We start from the raw sequence: 22967 nt of genomic DNA, 5'->3' as shown, positions 1-22967 counted from the left end.
TGCTCAACGCTTTTCCGTTCAACCGATCGCGATCGGTTCCGCAGCGGGACGCCCGAACAGATAGCCTTGCGCCAGCGATATCCCGCGGCTGCGGCAAAATTCGTATTCTTCGCGCCGTTCGATCCCTTCCGCCAGCACCGTGCCGCCGAAAACGGACGAGATGTTGACGATCTCTTCGATCCGCCGCTGCTTGTCGGGCGATTCGTCGCAGCGGTCGATCAGTCCACGGTCGATTTTCACGAAATCCGGTCTCAGGTTGGACAGCACTTCCGTCGTGGAGAACCCGGAACCGACATCGTCCAACGCCACCGACACGCCGCGCGAGCGGTATACGTTGAAGATTCGCTGCAAATGCGGCATATCCGCGATCCGTTCCGTTTCGACCACTTCGAACACGAAATCCTGCGGGTCCAGATCGTAACGCTGAATCGCGGCAAACGTATGCTTGAGACAGTAATCGGGATTATAGATGGACGAAGGCAAAAAGTTGATAAACCGCTTCATCCCTCTGGGCAGCACTTCCGCGCTCCGGCGAATAGCCGAAATCCGCGCCGCCCGGTCCAAAAACGAATGCATGCCGGTCCGGCGCGCCACGTCGAACAGCTCGAACGGATTGAACGGCTCCTCGCCCGCCGCCGCGCGCAGCAAAAACTCGTAAGCCACCACGTTTTCTTGATGATCGACGATCGGCTGCAAAAAGCTCGTGAACCGTTCTTGCGTAATGATGTTCACCATCGCCATATTTTGAAACCGAGCCGCGATTTGCGAAAAAGGCAACCACGGCAGCATGGCAGGCGCATCGTTTTCCCCGCAAATTTTAATCTGAAGCGGTTCGGTCCATTCCAGGGGTAGACTGTTCAGCCATTCCGCCATTTCCAAAAACTGCTCTTTGCTCGTATATGAAAAAAACAGAACACCGTTCTCGTATCCGTTGCGTCCTTGTGTCCATTTTTGGTCCTTGACCAAATCGTTCAGCATCTCCGTAACGGGGCGCAAATAAATGGTTCCCCAGTCCTCGATCGGTCTTACGGGCTGACAACTGCTGCAAATATGGTCCATGCTAGAGGAACCTCCTTGAACTGATGATTTGTGCGTGAATCCGTTGAAAAAAGGCTGGTTCTTCGAACCTAGACAGCAAGCAGCATAATCTAACCCTATTACCCAGCTCGCTTCTTTTAGAATCGGGTTCTTTCGACTTATTTTTTAGCTTTTTTCGTATTGTCGACAAAATAATTTTGCACAATGTTTATAGATAAAAAAAGTCCCGCCCGAAAAAATCTTCGGCGCAGGACTTTTATCGGATAAGGCAAGCAAAAAGATCAGGCTTCCCAGACTTCCACTTCATGTTTGTTTTTCGCATATTCGGCACGCGTCGGCGTAATCTCGATCACCACGTAATTCGGATCGTCGGGGCCTTCCAGCCATTGCTCGAACGTATCGTGCCACAGCTTTTTGCGCAAACTTTCGTCACGCGTGATTTTCGCCGTGCCTTCGATCTGCACTTCGTCCTGCGTGCCGCCTTGCTCGAAGCCGAGCAGCAGCGCCACGTTCGGGTTCTGTTCCAGTTCTTCGACTTTATGGGTTTGGGAGCTGGTCACCAGATAGACGGTCATGCCTTCGTTGAATACCGTCATGTAACGGACTTTCGGACGGCCGCCTTCGACCGTAGCGAAAGATCCGAAGCGGTTGCGTTCCAGCGTTTCCGTGATTTTGCTTTCGAGTTGTTGTTGGTCCATGATGTGAAGCCTCCCGTATCGTAAAAGTTGGACTGCCATTGTGCATAATAGTAAGTACCCGAATAGAAGAAAGTGAACCTGCAAACGCCGACCGTAGGCTTTTTCCAAACGTTCTTTCTGGACAGTCTTCTTTTTAAAAGCTATAATGACACCGAAGCAACCCGCAATTTCATAACCCCCGGGGGGTGTCGGAAGAATGGCCGGCTGAGAGTGTATCCCAACAGATACTGACCCTTATACCTGATCTGGGTAATGCCAGCGTAGGAACGTTTAGCGGAAACGCCTTTTCGACCATATCCCGAAAAGCAGCCGCAGTTTATATCGACGTTACGCGTCCCGGAATCCGGGACGCTTTTTTGGCGTTCCGGCGGGCTTGAAGAAACGGGCAATACGGTTTGAAGGAGACATGAACGCATGACAGGCACACAAAAGGGGAACAGAAAAAGAATGAAGTGGCTGGCTCCGATCGCGGCGCTGATGCTGGCGGTGACGGCTTGCTCGGGCGGCGGCAACGGAAGCGGCAAGACAAGCGAAACGGACGGATCGACGGCGGAAACGCCGGCAACGGCCGAACTGCGCGACGTCAGCGTGGTGCTGGACTGGACGCCGAACACCAACCATACCGGATTGTACGCGGCGGTCGATCAAGGCTTTTACGAAAAAGAAGGACTGAACGTCACCATCTTGCAGCCGGGCGCGGGCGGCGCGGATCAGATGGTCGCTTCCGGCGAAGTGCCGTTCGGCATCAGCTACCAGGAAAGTATCACGCAAGCGCGCGTACAGGGCGTTCCGCTGGTATCGCTGGCTGCGGTTATCCAACATAACACGTCCGGCTTCGCGGCTCCGGCAGACCGGAATATCAAGTCGCCGAAAGACTTCGAAGGCAAACGTTACGGCGGCTGGGGTTCCCCGGTCGAAGAAGCCGTGATGAAGTCGATCATGGACCAGGAAGGCGCCGACGTGTCGAAAGTTGAAAATATCAATATGGGCGACGCCGACTTTTTCACCGCGGTCAAACGCGACATCGACTTCGCCTGGATTTTCTACGCGTGGACGGGCATCGAAGCGGAACTGCGCAATGAGCCGATCACGATGCTTTACGTCAAAGATTACTCCGACAGTCTCGACTACTACACGCCCGTGATCGCGACCAACGAGAAACAGATCGCGGACGATCCGGAATTGGTGAAATCCTTCATGAAAGCCACGTCCGAAGGCTATCAATACGCGATCGACCATCCCGCCGAAGCGGCCGACATCCTGATCAAAGCAGTGCCGGATCTCGATCCCGAACTGGTCAAAGCCAGCCAGGAATGGCTCAGCCCGAAATACCGGGACGATGCCGCGCAATGGGGTTGGCAAAAGCCCGAAGTGTGGAAAAACTACGGCGAGTGGATGAGTTCGCAAAATCTGCTGGAAGGCGAATTCGACTCTACGAAAGCCTTCACCAACGACTACCTGCCTGCGGCGACCGCGAAATAAAAGATTGCAGCGGAGCGGAAGCTCCGTACTCAGACAATCGACGCGATCTTTTAAATCAGACGATCTAAAAAAAGAAAGGTTGATCATTCATGGCTACGACTCTGCTCAGTATTCAAGTCATTCCGAAAACGCCCAACGGCGAAGATTCGATCCCTTACGTGGACAAAGCGATCGAAGTCATTCAACGCTCCGGCGTTAAATACGAAGTGCACGCGCTGGAAACGACGCTCGAAGGCGAACTGCCGGAACTGCTGGACATCGTGCGGCAAATGCACGAAGCGCTGACCGAAGCGGGAGCGCCGAGCGTCATTTCCCAGATCAAAATCGCGCATTACCCAAGTCCCGACGGCATCAGCATGGAGCGTCTGACGGCTAAATACCGTCCATGACGCGCTCGACGCTCAACCAATGGTTCCGCTCCGCGTGGCCGCCCTTTGTGGCGGTCCTCTTGTTTTTGACGGCTTGGGAGGCGGCGGTACGCTTTTTCGGCATCGAGGCGTGGATTCTGCCTTCGCCGTCCGTGATCGCGCGGGAAGCGTCGAATAGCGCGGAGTCGTTATGGATGCACACGCTGTCCACGCTGCAATTGACGCTGATCGGGTTTGCGATCGGCTCGGCGTTCGGCCTGCTGGTAGCGTGCGCCCTGCATCTGGTTCCGCTGCTGAAGTCCGCTCTTTATCCGCTGCTGATCCTGAGTCAGAACGTGCCGACCATCGCGCTCGCGCCGCTGCTCATGATCTGGTTCGGCTTCGGCCTGCTGCCCAAGATCATCGTCATTACGCTAGTGTGCTTTTTCCCCGTTGCGGTGTCGACGATGGACGGCTTCGCGCAAACGGACCGCACCATGCTGAACTACATGCGCATGATCGGAGCGAAACGCACGCAAATTTTTCGCAAATTGGAGTTTCCGCACGCCCTGCCTTCGATGTTCTCCGGTCTGCGCATCGCTGCCACGTACAGCGTCATGGGCGCGGTGATCGCGGAATGGATCGGCGCGCAAAAAGGAATCGGCTACTACATGATTCTGCAAAAGTCGGCTTTTCGCACGGATCGGATCTTTGCCGCTATCGTTATCGTCGTCGCGCTCAGCTTGCTGCTGTTCTTGCTGGTGACGCTGATCGAACGGCTCGTGGTTCGGGGCGGACGGCGCGGCGAACATTCGGAAGGAGGAGAAGCCCGATGAACGATACGGAAAAAGCAGCGCGGGTCAAACTGGAACTGTCGGGCCTGCGCAAATCGTTCGGCAACAAGCGCAAGCCGCTCCCCGTTCTCGGCGGCGTCTCGCTTCAGGTGCACGAAGGCGAATTCGTCAGCCTGATCGGCCCTTCCGGCTCCGGCAAAAGCACGCTGTTCCATCTGATCGGCGGCCTGCTGAAGCCCGACTCCGGCGAGATCATGCTGGACGGTCGCGTTATCAACGGCGAACGCGGGCATATCGGCTACATGCCGCAGCAACCCGCGCTTTTCCCGTGGCGCACCGTCGAAGATAACGTCGTGCTCGACCGCGAGATCAACGGCGCCCCGCGCCGGGAATCGCTCGACGAAGCCGGACGCTGGATGGAACGCGCCGGGCTGGCCGGATTCGAAAAAGCGTATCCGCACACGCTATCCGGCGGTATGCAGCAGCGGGCCGCATTCGTCCGTTCCCTGCTCAGCCCGCATGACCTGATGTGCCTGGACGAGCCGTTCAGCGCTTTGGATGCTTTTACCCGCAGCGAGATGCAGGCTTGGCTGCTGGATATCTGGGAAGAAACGCGCCGCTCCGTCCTGTTCGTCACGCACCATATCGAGGAGGCTTTGCTATTGTCCGACACGATCTACGTCCTGTCCGGCCGGCCTTCCGAAGTGCTGCGGCGCATCGAAGTGCCTTTCCCGAGACCCCGGCGCGAAGAAATCACGGAAACGCCGGAGTTTCTGGCTTTGCGCCGCGAGCTGACGAATTTAATGAAGGAAGAACAACGGAAAAGCGGTGGAACGCCGATCGCGCGCCCGAACGATTTTTCGCCGAAGGAGGCGAACCGTCCGTCATGAATACAGACGCCGCGAAATCCGGGAACGCCGGCTTGGCCGATACCCATATCCATTTGGAAAAATACGAACCGAACCGGATCGCTCAAATGCTCAAAGAATTTCAAGCCGACGACGGCGTATTCGTCGTCGCCGTCGCTATGGATCTGGAATCCTCGCGTCGAACCGAGCAGCTAGCCGGGCAATACCCGAACCTTGTCCGCCCGGCCTACGGCTTCCACCCCGAACAGCCTCTCCCGTCCGCCGAAGACGAGGAGGCTTTGTTCGCCTGGATGGAAAAGCGAGCTTTGTCCCCTGCGGAGCCGTTGAAATCCAAGCCGTATGTTTCCCGCATGGTCGCCGTCGGCGAAGTCGGACTGCCCTACTACACCCGCCTCGAAGCCGCCGAACGCGGCGAGACGTTGGACGAAGCCGGATATATCCGGCTGCTGGAACGCTTCATCGTTTTGGCGGCCAAGCATGATCTTCCGGTCATCCTGCACGCCGTCTACGAAGACGCCGACACCGCCTGCGATTTGTTGGAACGCCATAAGATCCGGCGCGCCCATTTCCACTGGTTCAAAGGCTCCGCATCCACCGTCGAGCGAATGATCGCGAACGGCTACCACATCTCCTTCACGCCGGATCTTCTGTATGAAGAAGAAATCCGCGCTCTGGCCCGCCTTTACCCGGACCGGCTCGTCATGAGCGAAACCGACGGACCCTGGCCGTTCGAAGGTCCTTTCGCGGGGCGGGACACGCACCCGTCCATGGCCGAAGCCGTCGTGCGCGAATGGGCGAAGCTGCACGGATTGAACGAGCAAGACGCCCGACGTCGCTTCATCGACAATGCTCGGCGCTTTTACGGCCGGGATTTTTCGGACGATTGATCGAAGATGGAGTTCCCGTTCGCGAAAAAGCCGAAAAGCGGAAGGCGAAATTACTAGCGCGTATACGCAAACTCCGAAGGGCGCAGATTGAGCTGAATTTTCGTTCTCATCCAGGAACTGTTCCGAAGGCGTGCCGGGGCACGTCAAGGGAAAGTGACGTAGAGGAGGGCGAAAAGGCAGCTCAAGATGCACGTCGCCTGAGTTTGCGTACACGCCCTAGCGCAAGCTTCCGAAGTGCATTTCTTCGAAATGCTTTACAAGACGCTGTCTCAACCGGAAAGTTGAATTGGATTTGAATAAGGAGCTTTCTGGGTTCGAAGGCGTCAACATAGCGCTGAATGTTACCGCAGGTTTTCTTCGAAATCCTGTATTTCACTGAATTTCTCACTCCGCTTACTATTCTTTTCGGAAAGGTTTAGATATAGATGTAGAAAAAGAAGGCGATTCCGTTGATCAACGGAATCGCCTTCTGAAGTTAGAGCCAAATACAAAGCAAACCGAGCAAATCTTTCAAGCGACCGCGAACCGCGAAATAAGCACATATATGCACTTATTTTTTGCTTATTTGCTCTCCGTACAAAAATAAGTGCGTAGATGCACTTATTTCAAGAAAAAAAGCGCAATGAAGCGCAAAAAAGAGCAATTAATTGCATTTGAGCATCTATTTGCGAAAAAAGCCTGAATTCGAACGAAATAAGTGTATATCGGCACTTATTTGTTAAAAAATCGTTTTTGCAAAAAACGACTTTTCACATCTGAAGATTGTGCAGGCAACCTGAAGGGAGGTGTCGTGTAGAAGCCGAAGACTTTCGAAGAAAGTCACATCGAAAGCATACGCTATAGTTCGCCTTTGAAATTGGGAAGCTTCAACTTAAAATTCAATCCAGCTTCCCAATTTCAACACGCGATCGAAACGACATCTCCCGTAGCCCCCGCCCCACTAAACTTTCTCCAATACCCCTTTAACGAGTCCAACGAAATTCTCGCGAACGCGCGCCGCTACTTCGATTACTTCTTCATGGTTCAGCGGTTGGTCCAGGATGCCGCAGGCCATGTTGGTCAGACAGGAAATGCCCAGTACCTTCATGCCGCCGTGCACGGCTACGATCGCTTCCGGAACGGTGGACATGCCGACCGCGTCGCCGCCCAGCGTGCGAATCATGCGGATTTCGGCAGGCGTCTCGTAAGCGGGACCCGTCCACCAGGTGTATACGCCTTGTTGAAGGCCGATACCTTGTTCTGCCGCGACTTCTTGAGCCAAAGCGCGCAGTTCCGGGTTGTAGACCTGCGACATATCCGGGAAACGCACGCCCAACTCGTCGTTGTTCGGTCCGATCAGCGGGTTGTTGGCAACCAGGTTGATATGGTCGGTAATCAGCATCAGATCGCCCGGGTTGAAGCTGGTGTTGACCGCTCCGCAAGCGTTGGTCACGATCACCGTTTCTACGCCGAGGGCTTTCATGACGCGAACCGGGAAGGTCACTTCCGGCAGCGTATAGCCTTCGTAGTAATGGAAACGGCCTTTCATCGCGACAACGGTTTTGCCTTTCAATTGTCCGATAACCAGCTCGTTGGCATGGCCGACCGCTTCCGACTTGGCAAAGTACGGAATTTCGGCATATGGAATCACGACCGCATTTTCGATCTCGTCCGCAAGCGTACCCAGACCCGAACCCAGAATCAGGCCGATGGTCGGTTGGTGCTCCGTTTTGCCCGCGATAAAGTCGCGAGCTTCCAAAATTTCTTGTGTTTTTTGCATGATGAATCCTCCTTGGATGGTGACTTCACGAACGATGTGCCGCTAAACGACACGCCCTCAACCAGTTTACCGGGAGAAGCCTTGCATGTAAACCGCTACCTCTGCCGCCTGCTTCATGTCTGTGTATAGCCTCTGTTAAATGAACTTTTTCTCATCAAGATTTCATATTCTGCCTACCGAAGATCGGGTAAGATTCAAGCAAGGATATACGTGCAAGCCGCACATCCAAACGAAACGCGGCAGCCTGGTGGCCCGTATACCTTTCATCGCCGCAACAGGCACCCCATACGGCGATCACACCCAAGGAGGAAACTGATATGTTCAAAAAAATCGTAGATAAAATTGTCCATTCCGCATCGAGTTCCGGCCATAAGCGAGGATCGAGCAGCCATCGAAGCCGTCGTTACCGCGGTTCCAGCAGCGATCGCTCCAGATACTCCCGTTCTTCGTCTTCCGATGGTCGGCACGGCGGATACGGACGTCACGGACATTCCTACTATAAAAGAAAATCCGGCAGCTCCAGTTGATCCGCAGCAGCAACGGGAGGTTGTACGCCGGTAGCGCAAACAGGCCGTTCTCCTCGTCGCCGCGACGAAGGGAACGGCTTGTTTGTGCGTGTAGCAATGAATTATCCATCTTTACGGAGCGCTTCCAGACTCTCGCTGATCGCCTTCTTCGCTTCACCCGTATCCGCAAAAGGCGTGTCCAAGCGAAGCAAACGGCGCAGCAATCCTTTTGTCCGGGCCGATAGATCCAATTCGTCCTCCCACGAAGGCTCATCCGATTCCGGCAACTCCATGGACGCACGTTCTCCAGCCGCAGAATTTGCTCCCCGATCAGACGGATAGCCGACCGCATGCGAACCCGACAAGTGTTGCCGGGGACCGGAAATCGCAGAAGTCTCCCCGCTCGGCGGCGCATACCCGGAGTACAGCATGTACAGCAGCAAATGTCCCGCGTCCTCCAGATCGGAGTAAGTCCGGGCCGGCATTCGTCCTTCGAGCAAAGAACCGTCCGGTGCCCTCACTTCGTCTTCCCCGATCCGGCGCGCCAGACCGAAGTCGATCAGATGAATGCCTTTTTCGTCCATCATCACGTTGGGAATGCGGATATCGAGATGCACGTAACCGCGGGCGTGAACGTAGCCGATCAAATCCAGCAATTCCAACGCCCAACGCAGACAATCCGCTTCGTCGAACACCCGTCCTTCCTCGAAAATCAAATCTTCCAGCGTTCGCCCCCGCACGTAATCCGCAGCTAACCAGTCTTTTTTCCGATCGCTAAAAAAGTCTTTGCAGCGCGGAATGGACGGGTGTTCCATCGCAAGCAGCGCATCCCGTTCCCGCCTCAGCAGCAGCCCAGCCAATCGACGCCGACTCGGCTTGGCCTGCTTGAGCGCTACCTCGTTACCGTCCTGACGATCCATGCAGCGATAACTCAGACCGTAGCTGCCCATGCCCAGCAACTCGGCCACTTCGTACCGCTTCCCGATCACTTGACCGGGTTGAACCGGATAGTCGCACCAAGCGCGGATGAATTCTTTGATGGATTGAAGCATCCTGCACTCCTTCATGCGGCTGCGTCAGGTCTTTTTGAGCCTGCTACACCCGCTTTATCTCTTGCTTATTCCTTATTCAATCCTTTACTCTCCAAAAACGAACGTAACTGCAACCGCGACGGGTTGGTCAATTTTGCCGCCATTTGCTCCGACCATGACGATGTCCGTTGGCCGTTCGTGCGCGCCGTGATATAACGGACCGCTGTCTCGTCATACGCCTGCACGCCACGTTCATTCTGTTCCGCATGGTAACCGTTCATATGCAAAACAGCTTCCTGAGGAAGACGAGGACGCAGACCGGCTCCATGATTCGGGTCAGGATAGCCTACGCACATGCCAAAGACGGGGTAGACGTATTCCGGCAAACCGAGCAGTTCGGAGACCGTTTCGATCTGATTGCGAATCCCGCCGATGTATACGATGCCCAATCCCAGCGATTCCGCGGCCACGGCTGCATTTTGCGACGCCAGCGCTACATCCACCGTTGCGACGACGAAGTTTTCGACGGCTCCCTCATAGGAAGGCACACCAGGTTGGTGCGTGTCGGCTGCTTTTTTCAAACGGGACAGATCCGCGCACCACACAAGGAACACGGGACATTCCTGAATATACGCCTGGTTGCCCGCGCATTCGGACAGCTTATTTTTCAAGTCGGGATCGGTAACGGCAACGACGCTATACGCCTGCACGTTGCTGGAGCTGGAGGCCATCTGTCCGGCAGCCACAATGGCTTCAAGCTGCTCCTGCGAAACCGATTGATCCGTATATTTGCGAACAGAGCGGTGATTCATCAATAGGGAAATCGTATCGTTCATTTGAATGCCTTCTTTCCGTATAGAATCTGTAAAAGCTCAGTACGAACCCTCGCCCAGGGCGTGTCCGTGTTGATTCTATTATGAAACTCCGACGCGGTCCATGCAAGAAAAGGCAATTCCCATGCCCAATCAGACTTCCTTTATAGACGCAAAAAAGGTTCCGAACGGTCGGCATGAATCCCCTTCAGGATTGACGCTTCCATCGGAACCTCTCGATCTTCTCCATATCCTTAATCCCCGTATCCAAAGTGACTGCCACGCTCCTTCTTCTCCGATAACGGTTTATCCGAAAGCGCATTCATAAAATCGGGCCGAAAATATTCATGGCTTTGGGCATAGGCTGGATTTTCCATGCCGCTAGACGGCGCGAGACTTAGCAAGTTCGGCGACGTATAGTCGCCCCTCTGCTCCTCCGTGTCCCGAACGAGCATTCCCGAAGGATCGCGCAATGCCTGAATGAGCGCGAAAGCGGCGGTAAACGGCAAATGTTGCTGGACTTCCCGGCGGCTTCTGCTCATTCCTTTTCCTCCTCACGTGATCTTATCCTACATATCGGTTGAGCTTTTTGTATATTTAACGTACGTTGTCCGCTTTGACTCACGTTTTATGGAAATTACAGGGTAAAAGTTCGAAATCGCCGACACATGTTCGTCAAGAATGGCAGAAATGACTTTTAACCGCCTTTTATTCTACCCACGGATTGCGCACGTCGCGGAAAGCTTCGACCGACTTCGTGAGTTTGCCGCCGTTTTGCTCAAGCACCCTCGTATAATTGCGCAGCAGCTTGGTGAACGAGGACTGGCTGCCGGTTCGGACTTGCTTTTGATACGCCGCTTTCGCCTCGGAATCGATCTTGCGCGTGTCGTAATCGAACAGAGGTACGTTATCCGTACCGTATAAAACGATGTACAGCGATTGGTCGTACATCTGCTGCACGGTCGCCGTCTCCGGCGTGTTCGGATAACTTACCAAGTACCGACTCTGACGTTCCGCGCGCGCCACCAACTCCGTCCAGCTTACCATCAGCCCTGCGTCTTTGGTCAGCTCGCTGACCGTCTCGTCCGAACGAATCTTGAGATAGTCGGCGTAACGCTCGGTCGTTCGCGAAGCTTGTTTTAGATAACGCAAATAGTCGATCTTGGGAAAAAAGTAACCTTCGGTCGAATCCAGCACGTAGCCGTTTTTTTCGATCTCGGCCAGCAGCTTGTCCGCTTGAGCGTTGCCCGTGCGGGTTCCTTTTTTCCAATCGCCGTAAATGCCGTCCGTCGTCATAAGCGCGTTCTGAAGCGATTCTTGGCTTAATGCTGCTTCAAGGCCGGGCAACCGCTTATTTTGTACCGTCTCCAGGCGGCGCAGCCAAACGGTTACGGTCGCCTGGGATGACGATGCCGCATTTTTTTCGATATAGGCCCACATCTCGGCTACGTCGCTTTTGGCCGATAGCGCATTGAAGCCGGAAGCGGCAAGATTGACTTGGATACCGGAAGGAGCAGCTTGAACGCGTTTTGCCGGCAGGATCGAACCGGTCAGAGCAGTCATGAGCGCCACGGCAGCCAAAGCGGGAATTTTTTTGCGCGTGCGGTTTTTGGGTCCGTTCATAAGAAGCCCTCCTCATGTAAACGAATTCATGATCTTTTGCCTATATACGCACAGATTCGAAAATGGACTCGCAAATTCAAAAATTTTATGCGGAACGCGACAATAAAGACGCCGCAAGCCTAAAACTGGATAGAAAAAAGCGGCGCGGGAGCTGTAAAGCTCTTCGCGCCGCTGGATAGAGGTCAAGTCCCGCTCCGGCCGATCAACGATCCGCAGCGAATCATATACAGTCTTCCACAGTCACTCTATACGAAAAGATAGGGCTGCGTGCGATCGCTTGCCTTTTACCGATTCAGCTTCACCCGTTGCAGGCGCAAAGCGTTCAGCACGACCGAGACCGAGCTGAAAGCCATCGCCGCCCCGGCCAGCCAAGGGGCTAGCAAGCCTATTGCCGCGATTGGAATGCCGAGTACGTTGTAGCCGAGCGCCCAGAACAGGTTCTGGCGAATATTGTCCATGGTGCGGCGGCTCATCAAGATCGCGTCGGCGACGCTGTTCAGATCGCCGCGCATCAACGTGATATCCGCAGCTTCCATCGCCACGTCGGTGCCCGTGCCGATCGCCATCCCGGTATCCGCTGTTGCCAGCGCCGGTGCATCGTTGATCCCGTCTCCGACCATCGCGACCTTGCGGCCGGATTTTTGCAGTTTTTTTACTTCTTCGGCTTTGCCTTCCGGCAGCACCTCGGCCAATACATCGCTCTCTCGAATGCCGGCTTGGGCTGCGATCGCGCGGGCGGTTGCCAGATTATCCCCCGTAATCATGATAACGCGCAGACCCATTTCATGCAGACGGCGAATAGCTTCGGGCGACGATTCTTTGAGCGTATCCGCAACCGCGACGACGCCTGCCAGTTGACCGTCGATCGCGACCAGCATCGCCGTTTTGCCTTCGTTTTCGAGACGTTCCATATCCGTTAATGCGGAAGTCGCGTCGATGTTACGCTTTTGCAGCAATCGGCGCGTACCGACCAGAAGTTCGCGGCCGGATACGGTAGCCGTAATTCCGTAACCCGGTAGCGATTCGAAGTTTTCGGCCTGCGGCATGGCAATGCCGCGTTCGCCAACGCCGCGCACCAACGCTTCAGCCAACGGATGCTCGGACGCATTTTCCGCCGCTCCGACGAAGGCCAGCAGGTCGTTTTCCTCGATCGAATAAGCAATGGCATCGGTCAGTTCAGGTTTGCCTTTCGTCACCGTGCCTGTTTTGTCCAAAACGATCGTATCTACGCTGCGCGCGGTTTCCAGATGCTCGCCGCCTTTGAACAGAATGCCGAATTCCGCCGCGCGGCCGGAGCCTGCCATGATCGAAGTCGGCGTAGCCAAGCCAAGCGCGCACGGGCAAGCGATAACTAGCACCGCGATCGCTTTCTCCAACGCGCCCGAAAAGTTGCCGGAATCGACCGCGAAATACCAGATAGCAAAGGTCACAATCGCTATCCCCACGACGATCGGCACGAAAATTCCGGAGATCACGTCGGCCATGCGTTGAATCGGAGCTTTCGACCCTTGCGCTTCTTCGACGACGCGCACGATCTGCGCAAGCGCCGTATCGCGGCCGACCTTCGTCGCTTTGACCAGCAATGCTCCGTTTTTGTTGATCGTGGCTCCGGCGACCTGCGAACCCGGTTCTTTGCCGACGGGAAGGCTTTCGCCGGTCAGCATGGATTCGTCGACGGAGGAACGGCCTTCGCTCACGACGCCGTCCACGGGAATTTTCTCGCCGGGACGAACGCGAACGATATCGCCGACCGCGACTTCTTCGACCGGAAGCTCCGTTTCCACGCCGTCCCGTATCACGATGGCCGTCTTCGCTTGAAGCCCCATGAGGCTGCGAATCGCATCGGAGGAGCGGCCTTTTGCTCTCGATTCGAACCATTTGCCGACCAGTACCAACGTGATCAGTACCGCGCTCGTTTCGAAATACAACTCCGGCATGCCGTGGCCCGCCATGTTCATGCTGCCGTCGGCCGCCCATTGGATCGAAAGGTACAAGCTGTAAAAGTAAGCGGCAGAAGTACCCAGCGCGACCAGCACATCCATGTTGGCACTGCCGTTGCGCAGCGCTTTGTAGGCGCCGACGTAAAACTGCCAACCGATGATAAGCTGGACCGGCGTGGCGAGAGCCAGTTGGAACCACGGGTTCATCAACATTCCCGGCACGTAAATGAACGAAGTGAACGAAAAGTGTCCGGCCATCGCCCAGAGCAGCGGAAGCGAGAGCAGCGCGGAGATGATCAGCTTGGTCAGGCGCTTGCGATCTTCTCCGCCGCGATCACGCTCCTTGCCTTCCTGCTTCAACTTCGCGCCGTAGCCGAGCTGCTGGACTTTGCGCATGATGTCGCCGGAATCGAGCGCGCCGGGCGAATACTCGACGTGCGCGGTCTCCAACGCCAGATTGACGCTGGCGTTCAGGACGCCGGGCATCCGGTTCAACCCTTTTTCGATCCGTGCCGAACAAGCGGCGCAGGTCATGCCGGTGATATCGAAGTCCGCGGCGTCTTTCACGGTGCCGTAGCCGAGCGATTCGATCTTGCGTTCGATCTCGGCAATGTCGGTTTCTTTCGGATTATAATCAACAGATGCTTTTTCCAACGCCAGATTGACGTTGGCCGCGGCGATGCCGGGCATCCGGTTCAAGCCTTTTTCGATACGGTTCGAGCAAGCTGCACAGGTCATGCCGCTGATTTGCAGCGTGGCTTGTTGGGTGCGGGCAGCAGGCGAAGAGGATGAAGCAGGCGTTTCCGTTTGAGTGGACATGAGGGCGACCTCCTTTTTGATTTTTCGATACCCTATAGGGGTATGTTTTGAAGCTAAGAAAAGGCCGGATTCGGCCTTGAGCAATCTTGAAAAGCGTTCAGAAGGCGCCGGCCGGGATCGCTCCCGCTGCTCGCCTTGATCGGATGCCGGCCCGCGATGCCGAAATGCGTTCTTTCGTTCTAACGGATCGAGACGGCGCTTAAAAGCAAAATTCGGACGCTTGAATATTCTAACGGATCGAGGCGACTCTTAGCTGCGAAAAACGACAGTTTTTGTTGGGTTTGAGCGCTATTTTGACGTCTAAGCGTCTGTACGATCCGTTAGATTTGAAACGCGGCCCGAATCAGGCGTTTAACGGACATTCGATCCGTTAAACCTCAGCCGCCGAAACGGATGCCTGCTTATTCGAAAAAATCGGCCGGCAAACCGAAAAGTCCGGCGAGACTTGAGCAGGCTCGACGGACCGGATGCCGTGCAGATTAAACGACGTCGTAGCCTTGGTCTTCGATGGCGGCTTTGATCGCGTCGAGGCTCACTGTCGCTTCGTCGTAGGAAACGTCTACCGTTTTGGCGCCGAGATCAACCGTACCTTGGGCTCCGGCTTCTTTTACCGCGCCTTCGACAGCTTTGACGCAGTGGTTGCAGGACATGCCTTCGACATTAAGAGTTGTAGTTTGCATAGGGGGTTCCTCCTTGGGAAATGGGATTATGGGAAAAGACAAGGATTAAAGAAAAGGTTAAAATCGTTGCGATGATGATACTTTCGAGCATTTTGAATGTTCGTAGCTTTGATCAAAGTCGCTGATGGAAGGTTGCGAATATTTTTAGAATGTTTACAATCTCGATTGGAATCGCTCTCCGGATACCTTTTGTTGCAAGTTGAACCGTCTTGCAACAAAAGCCTTGATCAAAGTCGCTAATGGATGATTGCAAACATTCTCATTTCAATAACTTATTCACCGTAATCAGCAACTCGTCAATCACTTCAGTCTCCCCCGCCTCGATCCGTTCGACTACGCAGCTCTTCATATGGCCTTCGAGCAGAAGACGGCCGACGCTGTTGAGGGCGGATTGTGCAGCAGCGATCTGGTTAAGCACGTCGTCGCAGTACGTGTCTTTCTCGATCATTCCCTTGATGCCGCGGATTTGGCCTTCGACACGGTTCAGCCGGGAAACGAGATTGCTTTTCGTCGCTTCGGAGTGATGGCTTTTGCGCGGCAACTTCCCAGCTTCTCCAAGCGTATGGCAGTGTTCGTTATCCGAAACCGGCTCCGTCTTTTTCTGAATCGTCATAGGCCCACTCCCTTCTAAGATGCTTTCGGTTGATGTTGGCTCTGTCTTCATCTTCGATCTGACTCCATTCTAATATACCCCCATAGGGTATGTAAAGACCTTTTATTCTTTTTTCCGAATCCAAGACGTGTTTGTGACACAAATACGAAATTTTTAGTCTTTAGTGTTCTCTCCCTCCTCCCCCACCCAAAAAGAAATTTACCGAGACGCCCTAGCGGAGGGAGAAATTCAGTGAAGGACGCCTTTGAACGAGGAAAGCTGCAAGCTTTCTTCGTGAGACAGCGTCCTGAACGAATTTATCCCGCAGCGCCTCCCTCGCCAAATTCTCTTTTTTCCTGCTACAATGAAAGTCGGACTTCACAGCTAAGGAGCGAATACAACAATGGCGCAACTTTTTTTCAAATACGGGGCAATGAACAGCGGGAAATCGATCGAGATCCTGAAGGTCGCCCATAACTACGAGGAACAAAACAAAAACGTGCTGATCTTTACCTCCGGCATCGACGATCGCGACGAAGTCGGCCATGTCTCTTCCCGAATCGGGATGAAGCGCGAAGCGATTCCGGTCTACGCCGACACGAACCTGTACAACGAAGTGAAAAACTATCAAGGCCAAAAAATCAGCTGCGTGCTGTTCGACGAAGTGCAGTTTGTCACCAAGGAGCAAGTGCTGCAAATGACGCAAATCGTGGACGAGCTGAACATCCCGGTGATGGGCTTCGGTCTCAAAAACGATTTCCGCAACGAATTGTTCGAAGGCAGTCAGTATATGCTGTTGTACGCGGACAAGATCGAGGAAATGAAAACGATCTGCTGGTTCTGCGAGCGCAAAGCCACGATGGCGCTGCGCGTCGACGAGAACCGCAAACCGCTTTACGACGGCGAACAGATCCAGATCGGCGGAAACGACCGCTACTTCCCCGTTTGCCGCAAATGCCACGCCAACCCGCCGCTATAAGCACATACCTTTCGCGAAAATAGATAGGTCAGTGCCCTTTTTAATAAGGAACACTGGCCTTTTTGCTGAGCGCGGCGGCTGAATCTGCATACCCCATGCCCGTATCTTCTACTCCTTCGCGTCATCGCGGTTACCCCGAATTTCGCCGATCATTCGCTTCGCGAAAAACGGGCCGGTTCGTGTATCGAGCCGCTCGGTTTGTCTACGTCGTCGAATACCGGTCTGTCGCCGTGCCGCTTTCGCAGCTCTCCGCATAACGCAACGACCATCCACAGCAACAGCGCGACGTTCACGTAAACGACGATCAATCCCGTGTAAATCCCGATCGCTTCCGCCTGCACCATCCACAGATTGGCGGTTACGCCCAGGCTGAGCAGAATCGTCGGGATTGCCCACCTGCGGTCATACAGACAAACGAAGATGGACATTACCAACGCGGGTACGCTATAGCGTTCGTGGATCTCGGTCGGCAGCATGAAAAAAGCGAAGTTGACGAGTGCGGCGCTTTTGAGCAGCGATGAAGCGTCCAAACGACTTTTCCATAAATAAACGGCCGCGAACGCGACAAACAGCGCAAGCAGAAGAAAACCGGCCGACCGAAGTGTGAGCGTTCCAAAAAGCCGCGTTGTATCCGGCGTTGTCGGCGATGTGCCGATAAAGTAGTACCAAATGTTCATCGCGTTCATCGTCACCTGCGGATACATGCCGACGGCGCTGAGGTACGCACCTTTTACCATCGCCTGAAGACCGCTTGCCCTGGCGAAAAAGACTGCCGTTATGCCCAGGATGCCCGCAAAGCCTGCCGCGAACAAAGCCAACGGACGGATACCGTGCCGATCCGCCAAGCGTCGCAGAAAATAAATGCCCAGCACCGCCAGCAGCGTGACCGCCTGGAACTTGCTCAGCAGCGCCAGCGCGAACAGTACGCCCGCAAGCAAAGGCAGATTCGGCAGCACCAGAAGCGTCGCGGACATCAGCATGCTATGCAGCATATCGACTTGCCCCCAGGAGGCGCTGCCGAAGATCAAAGCCGGATTCAGAGCCAGCAGCGCCAGCACGAAGAATCGGCTGCGCGTACGCCCCATCGAATGCGTCAAAGGTACGGCAGCAGCCAGTAGAATCAGATCAAGTACAATCAATACGCCTTTAAAAGAAAGCTCGCCTGCTGCCGGCACAATGCCGAACCATCCGACGACCGAACGATAAAGATCCATCAGCAGCAGGAAGATCGGCGGGTAGTTGATGTTGCTTCCTTCTATATAGACACTCGCCAATCCACGCTGCCGCACCTGCTCCATCCAGTCGACAAAAAGCTGCTGGTCGCTCATGAAGCCTCCATGCGGAAAGGCAACGATGAGACGGACGGCCAAAGCAGCGACGCCGAGCAGCATGATCCCGATCATGAACGCCCGCCCAGACATTTTCCGCGAACGCGGTTCTTTTGGTTTGCGCATCGTTCACACCCTTCCCGCTTCGATCGTTACGCGTATTTGCGCTCATCATAGCACGCGGTTATCGGCTGCTCAACTTCACGTTTACGGCAGCAGCTCCAATGTTCGCAGTCCTGATCGAAACCGCTCCGTCGTGCATATTGACCTACGGATCGGTTGTTGCTCCGCTGTGTCACCCCTCCCCGTTACGGGTAAAACAGGGCAACTCATCCATCTGGAGGTGCAACGCTTATGCCAGGCTATCCTGACTCCGGTACGCCGGATGCAAGCCGTCCCGAAGATCGTTTGCCCGAAGACGTTACTTATCTGCGTACCAAGATTGTCAACGTTGTGATGATTGGAAATCCGGGAGGCGAATGGGTTCTTGTCGATACCGGCATGCCGGGTTCCGCGTCCAAAATCGTGAAAGCGGCCCGCGAACGGTTCGGACGCGAAAAGCCCGAAGCCATTTTGCTCACTCACGGACATTTCGACCATATCGGCTCGCTCGAAGATTTGCTTGAACTGTTCCCGGACGTACCGGTTTATGCGCATGAACAAGAACTGCCTTTTCTGACGGGAAAAGCGGATTATCCGCCCGGCGATCCCACGGTCGGCGGCGGACTCCTTGCGGCTTCGGCTCCTTTTTTCCCGAATAAAGGCGTGGATTTCGGAAACCGCGTGCAAGCGCTCCCGGCTGACGGAAGCGTTCCGTTTTTGCCGCGGTGGCGCTGGCTCCATACGCCGGGCCACTCGGAAGGACATGTCTCGTTGTTCCGAAGCTCCGACGGCACACTGGTGGCGGGGGATGCTTTTATCACGGTCAAGCAGGAGTCGGCGCTGGCCGTGCTGACTCAGCGCCGCGAAGTACACGGGCCGCCGACGTACTTCACGCCCAACTGGGAAGCGGCACGCACCTCGGTCGCACGGCTGGCGGCGCTGCGTCCGGCTTACGCAATTACGGGCCACGGCGAGCCGATGATCGGCGAAGAGTTGGAGCAGGGGCTAGAGCAGCTCAGCAGCCGCTTTGACGAAGTCGCCGTTCCCGCTTCGGGCCGCTACGTCGATTCGGCGCATATCGATCCGGAACCGTGAACGCCTTTTAATCTTTATCCAATTTTCAGCTTTCCCTCATCTTCCGCTCACTTGCTCGAAGTAGACTGAGTAACAAAAATCTTCGGATTTTGTCGCTCGGTCTTTTTGTGTTGCCTTCCTCAAAATTTGTCGAATGAAAAATGCGAATTAAGACTATAGACCTCATTTTCGACAAAATAAAATCCAAAAAATTCAAAAAAAGCGCTAAATTTTCTTAAAACTATGCCGATATAACTATCATAAGCATTTATTCGACAAATTAAGACTTTTAAACTCTGACTCGGATCATCCGTCTCACCGTTCAAAAGCCCAGGAGGCCTACACGATGAAAAATTTAAACGTCCGCTGGAAAATCATGGTCCTTACCTTTGTATCTGCGCTCCTTTTAGCGGCGGTCGGTTACAGCGGTTACGACGCCACGAAAAAAGTGTCCGACGCTTCCGAACGGATGTACAACGAAAATGTCAAGATCATGGCGATCATGGACGAAGTGCGCAGCAACAATATCTCGATGCAGTCGATCGTGCTCGAAATGATTATCGCCACGGACCAGACCCAACTGGACAAACTCAAAGAAGCGCTCACCAAAGCCCAGGAAGCGAACAACGGCTATTACGAGCAACTCGATGCCATGGATATGTCCGCCGATATGAAAACGCAATACGATGCTTTCCGCGCCATTGTTCCCAACTACCGCGCCGCGCTCAAAGAAGTCGTGACGCTGGCCGAGCAAAACGATAACGACCAAGCTTACTCGGTATTCACGGAAAAAGTTCAAACGCTGCGCCAGGAAACGAACGAGATGCTGCAAAGCATGACTACGCTGCAAGCCGACGAAGCGCAGTCCAGCAGCGAGCAAACGATCGCTCTCAAAAACGGTTCTTTGATCCTGATCCTGTCTTTGCTCGCAGGCGGTATCGTACTGTCGCTGGCCGTCGGTTACCTGATCGCCCGCGCCGTTTCCAAACCGCTGCGCAATATCCAAAACCTGATGCAAAACGCGGCGAACGGCAATCTGACGGTCGAAGCCGATTATCAATCGCGTGACGAAATCGGTCAGTTGTCCCAATCGTTCAACGGCATGATCGCCGGTCTGCGCGGCATTATCCAAAAAGTGGACGAAAGCGCGATGACCTTGTCCGCGTCTTCCGAACAGCTTACGGCAAGCGCCGAACAGACCGCCGTTGCTTCCGGTCATATCGCTTCTTCGTCCAGCGTCCTGGCTGACGGCTTCGAGACGCAAACGCAGACCGTATCCGATGTCGCTCACTCGGCCGACCAACTCGCCGACAATATGACCAGCATCCGCAGCGGCAGCGAGTCGATTGCCGAACTCGCCGCACGCACAGAGCTTTCTGCCAGCGCCGGATTGAGCGAAGTCAACGATGTGTTGCAGCAAATCCAGGATATCGACACCAGCGTAGGCCATACCGGGGCTGTCATTACGTCGCTGGAGCGCCGGATCGAAGATATCGACATGCTCGTCTCCGCGATCCAGCAGGTCGCCAAACAAACGAATCTGTTGGCGCTGAACGCTTCGATCGAAGCCGCGCGTGCCGGAGAAGCCGGAAGAGGCTTCGACGTGGTCGCCCAGGAAATCCGCAAGCTGGCGGAATCCGCTGCTGAATCCGCTTCGCAAATCACCGAGACGGTTCGTTCGGTACAAGACGAAAGCCGTAAAGCGGTCGTCTCCATGAGCGAAGCCGCAGGTCGCGTCAAGCAAGGCGTCGAAGGCGCCGGACGCGTCTCCGATTCCTTCTCGGCGATCCAACGCTCGATCGCCGATGTCTCCGGCCGAATCGGCGAAATCTCCCGCTCCATCGCGTCCGCTTCCGGCCAATCCGTCGAAATCGGCCGCGCTATGCAAAGCATCGGCCGCGTGACCGAACAAGGCGCGGCAGGCCTGCAGGAAGTGAGCGCCGCGAGCGAAGAACAACTGTCCACGATGGAAGAAGTCAACGGCTCCGCCCGCTACCTGTCGCAACTGGCCGAAGATTTGCAGCAGGAAATGACGAAGTTCAAGCTGTAAGCGGACAGTATTCAGGCGCGAGGACAATCAACGAATTGATAATCCGCAAACTGTGTTTCTCGGCCGCGGGCGGAACGCCACCGCCTGCGGGGAAGAGTTCCTCCCCTTTCCCGCGGCCGTTTACCATACACCAAAAACCCCGGCAGATTAGATGCCGGGGTTTTGTGCGGTTGGGGAAGTTCGGTTTTGATTGTAAACAGCCGATGGCAGAGGGAAGGTTTCGTGCAGCATCAGAACTCCTGCCTCAATATCGAATAGAGTTCGGAGTCATGAAACTCTCCCTTGAAAAACATATGCTCCCGAAGCCGTCCTTCCCGCTTCATGCCGAGCCGCTTCATGACATTGGACGAGTCTTCATTCTCGGGACGGCATGTGGCGGAAATCCGATGGATATCCAGCTCGCCGAAGCCCATTCGCAGCAGCGCGAAAGCCGACTCCGTCGCATAGCCTTTTCCCCAAAAACGCGGATTGAACGCATAGCCGATCTCTGCGTTGAAGCCCGCCTTATGAAGGCCGCAGCCGCCGATCAGTTCTCCGGTTTCTTTGAGCGTCACGACCAATTCGTAACTTCTGCGCGGAATCTCGCGGCTCATCTCGATCATCTGCTCGACGAATTCCTTCGTTTCTTCTTCGTTGTTCGGCCCCCACATGGAATAGCGAACCACAACCGGATCGGAGGAGTAGGCGTGAACGGCCTCCCAGTCTTCGGAAATGGCGTCGCGTAAAATCAGGCGCTCCGTCTCGATAACGATACTCATGCTTTCTTCTCCTTTCTCAATCGCCGAACAATCCTTGATCGATAAAAATGCTCTTTAAAACCTTTTTTCTCGGCTTCCGGAGAGACAAAGCTTAACCGCATAGCTCCCCAACGAATAGAGATGAAAATCATTGTTAAGCAAAAAGATCACCCCGTATCTGTTCTTGAAGCTTTTAGAAATAATAGAGCTCATGATTTAGTCACAGTAGTTATTGGACGTCTAGCAGGGTACTATTACGCCTAAGCTGAAGCTATTCCCGATGCTCGAGCTTACAGCTTTGCTATTTGGAATATAATCTGATTCTTTGGTTGCGGCAAAAATCTTCTCCCGAATCGATTGCGAGATTCAAGGCTTATTATTGACCATACCGCCCCTTCCTGCTCACTAATTCTATCATTTTTCTAAAAAAAGGTCTTGGCGCAAAATGCGTTGCTCAATTTACACTTCAAACAGGCAAATCCAGATCGACCCGAACGTTCAACGTATAGAGAACGTTAGATGCCATTTCAGCAGGATGAACAGACCGTTCGCCAAATCGCACTGAACAGCAAAATATCCAGGGCAGCCATTTCAATTTAATTCTCAAATACGATAGCGAACACTTGAACTTAAAGGATCTAAACACCTACTTATTTTAGTTCTTAAGACACCTACATATTTATAAAATCAGGAAAATGATTGTGTTTTTAAATGAATTCGTAACTTTATTGATACGAAGTGCGCTTTAATACTATGCAGCATTACACCAAAATGTACAAAGTAACGAATCATGAGTTCATATTTTTTGTTTCAAAAAAAA

Annotated in this window: 21 protein-coding genes and 1 riboswitch; of the genes, 9 read left to right on the top strand and 12 right to left on the bottom strand. The window is 54.3% G+C overall.

The features are described 5' to 3' along the window. Positions 1 to 18: 18 nt before the first annotated feature. Both WKI47_RS26065 and WKI47_RS26060 read right to left on the bottom strand, forming a co-directional pair. Positions 19 to 1059 (bottom strand): EAL domain-containing protein, encoded by a 1041-nt coding sequence (locus WKI47_RS26065; RefSeq protein WP_340230134.1) that lies wholly within the window; start codon positions 1057 to 1059, stop codon positions 19 to 21. 260 nt (positions 1060 to 1319) lie between these two features. Continuing rightward, positions 1320 to 1736 carry a pyridoxamine 5'-phosphate oxidase family protein gene (locus WKI47_RS26060; protein WP_340230133.1) on the bottom strand — a complete coding sequence of 139 codons (417 nt, stop codon included), beginning with the start codon at positions 1734 to 1736 and terminating at the stop codon, positions 1320 to 1322. 171 nt (positions 1737 to 1907) lie between these two features. Further along, positions 1908 to 2020, top strand: a riboswitch (TPP riboswitch). Between the two features lie 163 nt (positions 2021 to 2183). Here WKI47_RS26060 and WKI47_RS26055 point away from each other — a divergent pair. The 5 genes from WKI47_RS26055 to WKI47_RS26035 all read left to right on the top strand — a co-directional run bounded on the left by WKI47_RS26055 (position 2184) and on the right by WKI47_RS26035 (position 6115). After that, positions 2184 to 3218: an ABC transporter substrate-binding protein gene (locus tag WKI47_RS26055; protein ID WP_340230132.1), complete on the top strand. Its 1035-nt coding sequence runs from the start codon at positions 2184 to 2186 to the stop codon at positions 3216 to 3218. A gap of 89 nt (positions 3219 to 3307) precedes the next feature. Continuing rightward, complete coding sequence (locus tag WKI47_RS26050) at positions 3308 to 3607, top strand: thiamine-binding protein (protein ID WP_340230131.1); 300 nt, start codon at positions 3308 to 3310, stop codon at positions 3605 to 3607. Beyond that, complete coding sequence (locus WKI47_RS26045; RefSeq protein WP_340230130.1) at positions 3604 to 4401, top strand: ABC transporter permease; 798 nt, start codon at positions 3604 to 3606, stop codon at positions 4399 to 4401. The genes WKI47_RS26050 and WKI47_RS26045 overlap by 4 nt, the downstream gene beginning before the upstream one ends. Then, positions 4398 to 5249: an ABC transporter ATP-binding protein gene (locus WKI47_RS26040; RefSeq protein WP_340230129.1), complete on the top strand. Its 852-nt coding sequence runs from the start codon at positions 4398 to 4400 to the stop codon at positions 5247 to 5249. The genes WKI47_RS26045 and WKI47_RS26040 overlap by 4 nt, the downstream gene beginning before the upstream one ends. Further along, positions 5246 to 6115 (top strand): TatD family hydrolase, encoded by an 870-nt coding sequence (locus WKI47_RS26035; RefSeq protein ID WP_340230128.1) that lies wholly within the window; start codon positions 5246 to 5248, stop codon positions 6113 to 6115. Before WKI47_RS26040 ends, WKI47_RS26035 begins: the two co-directional genes overlap by 4 nt. Positions 6116 to 7055: 940 nt before the next feature. Here WKI47_RS26035 and WKI47_RS26030 read toward each other — a convergent pair. Then, complete coding sequence (locus WKI47_RS26030) at positions 7056 to 7874, bottom strand: purine-nucleoside phosphorylase (protein WP_340230127.1); 819 nt, start codon at positions 7872 to 7874, stop codon at positions 7056 to 7058. A gap of 317 nt (positions 7875 to 8191) precedes the next feature. Between WKI47_RS26030 and WKI47_RS26025 the strand changes: the two genes are divergently transcribed. Further along, positions 8192 to 8401, top strand: a complete 210-nt coding sequence (locus tag WKI47_RS26025) for a hypothetical protein (RefSeq protein ID WP_340230126.1) — start codon at positions 8192 to 8194, stop codon at positions 8399 to 8401. 101 nt (positions 8402 to 8502) lie between these two features. On the opposite strand, the gene WKI47_RS26020 is transcribed toward WKI47_RS26025, so the two are convergent. The 7 genes from WKI47_RS26020 to WKI47_RS25990 form a co-directional block, all read right to left on the bottom strand. Continuing rightward, positions 8503 to 9432, bottom strand: a complete 930-nt coding sequence (locus WKI47_RS26020; RefSeq protein ID WP_340230125.1) for a serine/threonine protein kinase — start codon at positions 9430 to 9432, stop codon at positions 8503 to 8505. A gap of 65 nt (positions 9433 to 9497) precedes the next feature. Next, positions 9498 to 10247: an oxygen-insensitive NADPH nitroreductase gene (gene nfsA / locus WKI47_RS26015; protein WP_340230124.1), complete on the bottom strand. Its 750-nt coding sequence runs from the start codon at positions 10245 to 10247 to the stop codon at positions 9498 to 9500. Positions 10248 to 10477: 230 nt separating this feature from the next. Further along, the gene (locus WKI47_RS26010; protein ID WP_340230123.1) at positions 10478 to 10765 is read right to left on the bottom strand and encodes a hypothetical protein; all 288 of its coding nucleotides are present in this window, start codon (positions 10763 to 10765) and stop codon (positions 10478 to 10480) included. A gap of 166 nt (positions 10766 to 10931) precedes the next feature. Beyond that, positions 10932 to 11846, bottom strand: a complete 915-nt coding sequence (locus WKI47_RS26005; RefSeq protein ID WP_340230122.1) for a hypothetical protein — start codon at positions 11844 to 11846, stop codon at positions 10932 to 10934. Between the two features lie 284 nt (positions 11847 to 12130). Beyond that, a complete protein-coding gene (locus WKI47_RS26000) occupies positions 12131 to 14605 on the bottom strand; it encodes a heavy metal translocating P-type ATPase (protein WP_340230121.1) in 2475 nt (824 codons plus the stop codon). A 479-nt stretch (positions 14606 to 15084) separates the two neighbouring features. Next, positions 15085 to 15285, bottom strand: coding sequence for a copper ion binding protein (locus WKI47_RS25995; RefSeq protein ID WP_340230120.1), 201 nt, complete (start codon positions 15283 to 15285; stop codon positions 15085 to 15087). Between the two features lie 259 nt (positions 15286 to 15544). Then, positions 15545 to 15898: a metal-sensitive transcriptional regulator gene (locus WKI47_RS25990; RefSeq protein ID WP_340230119.1), complete on the bottom strand. Its 354-nt coding sequence runs from the start codon at positions 15896 to 15898 to the stop codon at positions 15545 to 15547. A 382-nt stretch (positions 15899 to 16280) separates the two neighbouring features. Between WKI47_RS25990 and WKI47_RS25985 the strand changes: the two genes are divergently transcribed. Continuing rightward, positions 16281 to 16856, top strand: a complete 576-nt coding sequence (locus tag WKI47_RS25985) for a thymidine kinase (RefSeq protein WP_340230118.1) — start codon at positions 16281 to 16283, stop codon at positions 16854 to 16856. A 149-nt stretch (positions 16857 to 17005) separates the two neighbouring features. On the opposite strand, the gene WKI47_RS25980 is transcribed toward WKI47_RS25985, so the two are convergent. Then, positions 17006 to 18310 carry a hypothetical protein gene (locus WKI47_RS25980; RefSeq protein WP_340230117.1) on the bottom strand — a complete coding sequence of 435 codons (1305 nt, stop codon included), beginning with the start codon at positions 18308 to 18310 and terminating at the stop codon, positions 17006 to 17008. Between the two features lie 228 nt (positions 18311 to 18538). On the opposite strand from WKI47_RS25980, the gene WKI47_RS25975 reads away from it, so the two are divergent. Both WKI47_RS25975 and WKI47_RS25970 read left to right on the top strand, forming a co-directional pair. Then, complete coding sequence (locus WKI47_RS25975) at positions 18539 to 19381, top strand: MBL fold metallo-hydrolase (RefSeq protein WP_340230116.1); 843 nt, start codon at positions 18539 to 18541, stop codon at positions 19379 to 19381. Between the two features lie 325 nt (positions 19382 to 19706). Then, positions 19707 to 21410: a methyl-accepting chemotaxis protein gene (locus WKI47_RS25970; RefSeq protein ID WP_340230115.1), complete on the top strand. Its 1704-nt coding sequence runs from the start codon at positions 19707 to 19709 to the stop codon at positions 21408 to 21410. A 230-nt stretch (positions 21411 to 21640) separates the two neighbouring features. Here WKI47_RS25970 and WKI47_RS25965 read toward each other — a convergent pair whose 3' ends face one another. Further along, on the bottom strand, positions 21641 to 22168 hold the full coding sequence (locus tag WKI47_RS25965) for a GNAT family protein (protein WP_340230114.1): 528 nt from the start codon (positions 22166 to 22168) through the stop codon (positions 21641 to 21643). Positions 22169 to 22967 lie beyond the last annotated feature (799 nt).

It is taken from the genome of Saccharibacillus sacchari (genome assembly GCF_037722395.1).
GTDB classification, from domain to species: Bacteria; Bacillota; Bacilli; order Paenibacillales; family Paenibacillaceae; genus Saccharibacillus; species Saccharibacillus sacchari_A.
This window is presented reverse-complemented; position numbering and strand designations above follow the sequence as displayed.

Coding starts and splice junctions, on each gene's coding strand:
- WKI47_RS25985 (WP_340230118.1), top strand. CDS start 16,281: ATGGCGCAACTTTTTTTCAAATACGGGGCAATGAACAGCGGGAAATCG.
- WKI47_RS25995 (WP_340230120.1), bottom strand. CDS start 15,285: ATGCAAACTACAACTCTTAATGTCGAAGGCATGTCCTGCAACCACTGC.
- WKI47_RS25980 (WP_340230117.1), bottom strand. CDS start 18,310: ATGCGCAAACCAAAAGAACCGCGTTCGCGGAAAATGTCTGGGCGGGCG.
- WKI47_RS26045 (WP_340230130.1), top strand. CDS start 3,604: ATGACGCGCTCGACGCTCAACCAATGGTTCCGCTCCGCGTGGCCGCCC.
- WKI47_RS26050 (WP_340230131.1), top strand. CDS start 3,308: ATGGCTACGACTCTGCTCAGTATTCAAGTCATTCCGAAAACGCCCAAC.
- WKI47_RS26040 (WP_340230129.1), top strand. CDS start 4,398: ATGAACGATACGGAAAAAGCAGCGCGGGTCAAACTGGAACTGTCGGGC.
- nfsA (WP_340230124.1), bottom strand. CDS start 10,247: ATGAACGATACGATTTCCCTATTGATGAATCACCGCTCTGTTCGCAAA.
- WKI47_RS25975 (WP_340230116.1), top strand. CDS start 18,539: ATGCCAGGCTATCCTGACTCCGGTACGCCGGATGCAAGCCGTCCCGAA.
- WKI47_RS25970 (WP_340230115.1), top strand. CDS start 19,707: ATGAAAAATTTAAACGTCCGCTGGAAAATCATGGTCCTTACCTTTGTA.
- WKI47_RS26055 (WP_340230132.1), top strand. CDS start 2,184: ATGAAGTGGCTGGCTCCGATCGCGGCGCTGATGCTGGCGGTGACGGCT.
- WKI47_RS26025 (WP_340230126.1), top strand. CDS start 8,192: ATGTTCAAAAAAATCGTAGATAAAATTGTCCATTCCGCATCGAGTTCC.
- WKI47_RS26020 (WP_340230125.1), bottom strand. CDS start 9,432: ATGCTTCAATCCATCAAAGAATTCATCCGCGCTTGGTGCGACTATCCG.
- WKI47_RS26030 (WP_340230127.1), bottom strand. CDS start 7,874: ATGCAAAAAACACAAGAAATTTTGGAAGCTCGCGACTTTATCGCGGGC.
- WKI47_RS26005 (WP_340230122.1), bottom strand. CDS start 11,846: ATGAACGGACCCAAAAACCGCACGCGCAAAAAAATTCCCGCTTTGGCT.
- WKI47_RS26035 (WP_340230128.1), top strand. CDS start 5,246: ATGAATACAGACGCCGCGAAATCCGGGAACGCCGGCTTGGCCGATACC.
- WKI47_RS26010 (WP_340230123.1), bottom strand. CDS start 10,765: ATGAGCAGAAGCCGCCGGGAAGTCCAGCAACATTTGCCGTTTACCGCC.
- WKI47_RS26060 (WP_340230133.1), bottom strand. CDS start 1,736: ATGGACCAACAACAACTCGAAAGCAAAATCACGGAAACGCTGGAACGC.
- WKI47_RS26065 (WP_340230134.1), bottom strand. CDS start 1,059: ATGGACCATATTTGCAGCAGTTGTCAGCCCGTAAGACCGATCGAGGAC.
- WKI47_RS25965 (WP_340230114.1), bottom strand. CDS start 22,168: ATGAGTATCGTTATCGAGACGGAGCGCCTGATTTTACGCGACGCCATT.
- WKI47_RS25990 (WP_340230119.1), bottom strand. CDS start 15,898: ATGACGATTCAGAAAAAGACGGAGCCGGTTTCGGATAACGAACACTGC.
- WKI47_RS26000 (WP_340230121.1), bottom strand. CDS start 14,605: ATGTCCACTCAAACGGAAACGCCTGCTTCATCCTCTTCGCCTGCTGCC.